General features: G+C 66.2%; 6 protein-coding genes. 3 read left to right on the forward strand and 3 right to left on the reverse strand.

Annotated elements, in window-relative coordinates; genetic code table 11:
- The 3 genes from C5689_RS18020 to C5689_RS18030 form a co-directional block, all read right to left on the reverse strand.
- Positions 1–1,091: L-lactate dehydrogenase (locus C5689_RS18020; RefSeq protein ID WP_108918622.1), on the reverse strand; the 1,091-nt coding region annotated here is incomplete at its 3' end.
- Between the two features lie 28 nt (positions 1,092–1,119).
- Positions 1,120–1,389 carry a hypothetical protein gene (locus C5689_RS18025; protein WP_108918623.1) on the reverse strand — a complete coding sequence of 90 codons (270 nt, stop codon included), beginning with the start codon at positions 1,387–1,389 and terminating at the stop codon, positions 1,120–1,122.
- A 159-nt stretch (positions 1,390–1,548) separates the two neighbouring features.
- Positions 1,549–1,983 (reverse strand): iron-sulfur cluster assembly scaffold protein, encoded by a 435-nt coding sequence (locus tag C5689_RS18030; protein ID WP_108918624.1) that lies wholly within the window; start codon positions 1,981–1,983, stop codon positions 1,549–1,551.
- A gap of 130 nt (positions 1,984–2,113) precedes the next feature.
- Here C5689_RS18030 and folE point away from each other — a divergent pair, with 130 nt between their 5' ends.
- Genes folE through C5689_RS18045 form a run of 3 tightly spaced genes read left to right on the forward strand, consistent with a single transcriptional unit; the run spans position 2,114 to position 4,136 of the window.
- A complete protein-coding gene (gene folE, locus C5689_RS18035; RefSeq protein WP_108918625.1) occupies positions 2,114–2,743 on the forward strand; it encodes a GTP cyclohydrolase I FolE in 630 nt (209 codons plus the stop codon).
- A gap of 22 nt (positions 2,744–2,765) precedes the next feature.
- The gene (gene hisI, locus C5689_RS18040; RefSeq protein ID WP_108918626.1) at positions 2,766–3,164 is read left to right on the forward strand and encodes a phosphoribosyl-AMP cyclohydrolase; all 399 of its coding nucleotides are present in this window, start codon (positions 2,766–2,768) and stop codon (positions 3,162–3,164) included.
- 27 nt (positions 3,165–3,191) lie between these two features.
- Entirely contained in the window at positions 3,192–4,136 is a 945-nt protein-coding gene (locus C5689_RS18045) for a glutaminase (protein ID WP_108918627.1), read from the forward strand.
- Positions 4,137–4,326 lie beyond the last annotated feature (190 nt).

The following is a 4,326-nucleotide window of genomic DNA, read 5'->3' on the forward strand; positions in this document are numbered from 1 at the left end:
ACCCCGCACAACATCATCCCCACCCGCAGCTCCGCGGCGAAAATATCCAGCATGGTCTCCACGCCCCCCTGCCCCGCCGCGGCGAGCGCATAGGCGTAGGCGCGCCCGAGCAGCACGCCCTTGGCGCCCAGCGCCAGCAGGCGCAGGACGTCGAGGCCGGAGCGGGCGCCGGAATCGGCGAGGAGCAGCAGATCGTTGCCCACCGCATCGGCGATGCGCGGCAGCATGCGCGCGACAGACGGCGCGCCGTCGAGCTGGCGGCCGCCGTGATTGGAGACGATGATCGCCTCCACGCCGCAACGAACGGCGTCGCGCGCGTCGGCTTCGTCCAGCACGCCTTTCAGAATGATGCGGCCCGGCCAGCGCGCGCGCACCCAATCCAACGTCGACCAGTCGAGCGTGGAATCGACATTGGCGGCGATGTCGCGCAGATAATTCTTCTGCTTCATCGTGCCGCCGAGATAGGCCGCGACATTGCCGAGATCATGCGGCCGGCCCATGAGGCCGACATCATAGGCCCAGGCCGGCTTGGCGAGCGCCTGCAACAGGCGCCGCTGCGGCGCGAATGGCCCGGCCATGCCGGAATGCGCGTCGCGATAACGAATCCCCAGCGCCGGCAGATCGACGGTGAAGACGAGATGCTCTATCCCCGCCGCTCTCGCACGCGCCAGCATATTCTCCATGAAGCCGCGATCTTTCAGCATATAGAGCTGCAGCCAGATCGGCCGCGCGCTCGCCGCGGCGACCTCCTCCAGCGGGCAAACCGAGAGGGTGGAGAGAATGAAGGGCACGCCCTTTTTCGCCGCCGCCCGCGCGCCCTGAACCTCGCCCCGCCGCGCGAACATGCCGGACATGCCGATGGGCGCGATCAGCACCGGCAAATCCGCCACAACGCCGAGCCACTGCGTGGAAAGATCGACGCCGGCGACGCCCTGCATCACGCGCTGGCGCAGCGTGACGCTCTGAAGATCGGCCATATTGGCGGCGAGCGTGCGCTCGGCGCCGGCGCCGCCGTCTATATAGTCGAACAGAAAGCGCGGCAGGCGCCGCCGCGCGGCCTCGCGATAATCGGCCGCGGAGGAGATAATCATCGCTTGTCCTTCGAGGATTGCGCGGCGCTCATGCGAATTTGCCGATCGCCTTGGCGGAGGCGATTGCGCGGAAAGTGTGGAAATTGGGGCTCGCTTTAGTCTCGCGGCAATAGCGGTCGAAATCCTCGGCGCTGACGTCGATCATGACGACATCCCAGCCGCTCGCGCGCCAATTGGCGATTTCCTTCGCTTGGAGGCGAAGCCATTTGTCGTGAGTGTCGGCCGGATAATTATCGACACTGTGACGCAAAAGCTCGTGATCGGCCGTAGTGACGCGCGGGAGATAGGTCGTCGGCACTCGAACTCTCCAATGGCGCGCGCCGTCGCGCGCCGACGCCTTATCTGGGTCGCGGCGCTATGAAAAGCGCGCAGCGCGTCGTCGCCGGCCCGTCGGAGACGAGCCGGCCCGAGCGGCGCCGTCTCGCGCCGCGCCAGAGGGAACGCCGAAGCGCCCCCCTCAGCCCTGTCGCTTCTCGATCTGGTCGATCGCGTCCACGACGGCGTCGAAGGTCAGGAGCGTCGAGGCGTGACGCGATTTGAAATCGCGCACCGGCTCCAGAACGGCGATGTCCTCCCATTTTCCCTGGGGTGGAGCGCCGTTTTCCTTCAACATCTTGCGGACGGTCTCGCGCAGGTCGCGCAGCTCTTGCGGCGTGGAGCCGACAATGTTGCGCGCCATGATCGAGGAGGCCGCCTGGCCGAGAGCGCAGGCTTTGACCTCATGTGCGAAATCCGCCACTTTTCCATCCGACAGGGTGAGATCGACCGTCACGGTCGATCCGCACAGCTTGGAATGGGCGGTGGCGCTTGCATCTGGAGCGGCGAGACGACCGATGCGCGGCGTCTGCGCGGCGAGCTCCAGTATGCGCTGGTTGTAGACTTGATCGAGCATTGTGGCCGATAAGTTGCTAGCGGGGGGGTTACGTGGATTCCTTCCACTGAGTATATAATTCCGCAGGCCGCGTTGAAAGCGGCCGTCTTCCCCGAAGTGGTCGGGCCCGTAGTCTTTCTGGAGGCGCCACATGGATGCCGTGGTTAAGTCCTTGCTCGACCGTAAAGAGACGGCCGAGACGCCCGTCCAACGTCCGACCCGCGAGGAAGCGGAGGCGGCGGTGCGCGTGCTGCTGCGCTGGGCGGGCGACAATCCCGACCGCGAAGGCCTCAAGGAGACGCCGCGCCGCGTCGTGAAGGCCTATGAGGAATTCTTCCGCGGCTATCAAGAGGACGCCGGCGAGGAGTTGGCCCGCGTCTTCGAGGAGGTCGAAGGCTATGACGACCTCGTGCTGGTCCGCGACATTCCGTTTTTCTCGCATTGCGAGCATCACGTCGTCCCCTTTGTCGGAAAGGCGCATATCGCCTATTATCCGACCGGCGGCGTCGTCGGCCTCTCCAAGCTGGCGCGGCTGGTCGACGTCTACGCCCGCAGGTTGCAGACGCAGGAGGCGATGACGGCGCAGATCGCCACCGCGATCAACCAGCATCTGACGCCGCGCGGCGTCGCCGTGCTGGTGGAGGCGGAGCATATGTGCATGTCCATGCGCGGCGTGATGAAACAGGGCTCCTCCACGGTGACGGTGCAGTTCTCGGGCGTGTTCCGCGACGATCCGGCCGAGCAGGTGCATTTCTACACGCTGCTGCGCGGCGGTCGCTGAGCCCCCATTCGGGAGACGTTTCATGTCCGCTCTGCCGCCGGCCGAGGCCCATGCGCTCGAGGAAGGCCTCGCCTTCGCGCCGCGCTACGACGCCCAGGGGCTCATCGTCTGCGTCACCGTCGAGGCGGCGACCAGAGACGTGCTCATGGTCGCCTATATGAACGAGCTGGCGCTCGCCAAGACGCTGGAGACCGGGATCGCCCATTATTGGTCGCGCTCCCGGCAGAGCCTGTGGCGCAAAGGCGACACCTCCGGCCAGGTGCAGAAGGTGGTGTCGCTCGAGGTCGATTGCGACCAGGACGCGCTGCTGATGACGGTCGAGCCCGGCGGCGACGGCAAGTCCTGCCATACGGGCCGAAAATCCTGCTTCTATCGCCGCGTCGAAGGCGGCGCGACCCCGCGCCTCGTTTTCCGAGACTGAATCCGCTCGGGCGCTCGTGAGGCAGTCGTGACCGAACTCGAAGCAGCCGTGCAGGAGATCGCCGCCGAAATGGCGGCGCGGCCCGATCGCGGCGAGGTCGCGAGCTATATTTCCGAGCTCGCGGGCGTCGATCCGGGCGCTTTCGGCATTGTCGTCATCGACGCCGACGGAAACGCCGTCGCCGGCGGCGACGCCGACACGCCTTTCTCGATTCAGAGCGTCTCCAAGGTCTTCACGCTGACGCTGGCGCTCGGCATGGTCGGCGATCTTCTGTGGCGGCGCGTCGGCCGCGAGCCCTCCGGCAATCCGTTCAACTCCATCGTGCAGCTGGAGCGCGAGCGCGGCGTGCCGCGCAATCCCTTCATCAACGCCGGCGCCATAGCGGTGACGGATGTGATCCTGTCCGGCCATCAGCCGCGCGAGGCGCTGGGCGAGATTTTGCGCTTTCTCCAATTTTTGGCCCAAGACGATACGATCTATGTCGACCGGGCCGTGGCGGAATCGGAGAAACGCACCGGCTTTCGCAACATCGCGCTCGCCAATTATATGAAATCCTTCGGCGTGATCGCCAATCCGGTGGATTTCACGCTCGGCGTCTATTTCCACCATTGCGCTATCGCCATGACCTGCCGGCAGCTGGCGATGGCGGGGCGCTATCTCGCCCATTCCGGCCGTATCCCCTCCACCGGATCGTCGGTGGTCTCGCCCGAGCGCGCCCGCCGCATCAACGCCTTGATGCTGACCTGCGGCCATTATGACGGCTCCGGCGAATTCGCCTATCGCGTCGGCCTGCCCGGCAAGAGCGGCGTCGGCGGCGGCATATTGGCCGTCGCGCCCGGCAGAGCCTCGATCGCGGTTTGGTCGCCGGGCCTCGACGCCAACGGCAATTCCCATCTCGGCCGCATAGCGCTGGAGAAGCTGGCGCGGCGCATGGGCTGGTCGATCTTCGGAACCGAGCCCGCGTCGAGCTGAGGCCGCGCGCGCCGGCCCCTCGCCGCGGCGGCGGCGTTAACCGGCCCGCTACTTTCTGCGCGCAGCCTTCCGCCCAATATAAGAAAAACCAAGACGGGCGGAGACGGCGAAGCAGGAGAGGCGTGATGACGGCCTTTTTTCGCAATCCCTTCGACAGATGGGCGACCGAGGGCGGCGGCGGCGTCGAGGC

Source organism: Methylosinus sporium, assembly GCF_003113265.1.
Lineage (GTDB): Bacteria > Pseudomonadota > Alphaproteobacteria > Rhizobiales > Beijerinckiaceae > Methylosinus > Methylosinus sporium.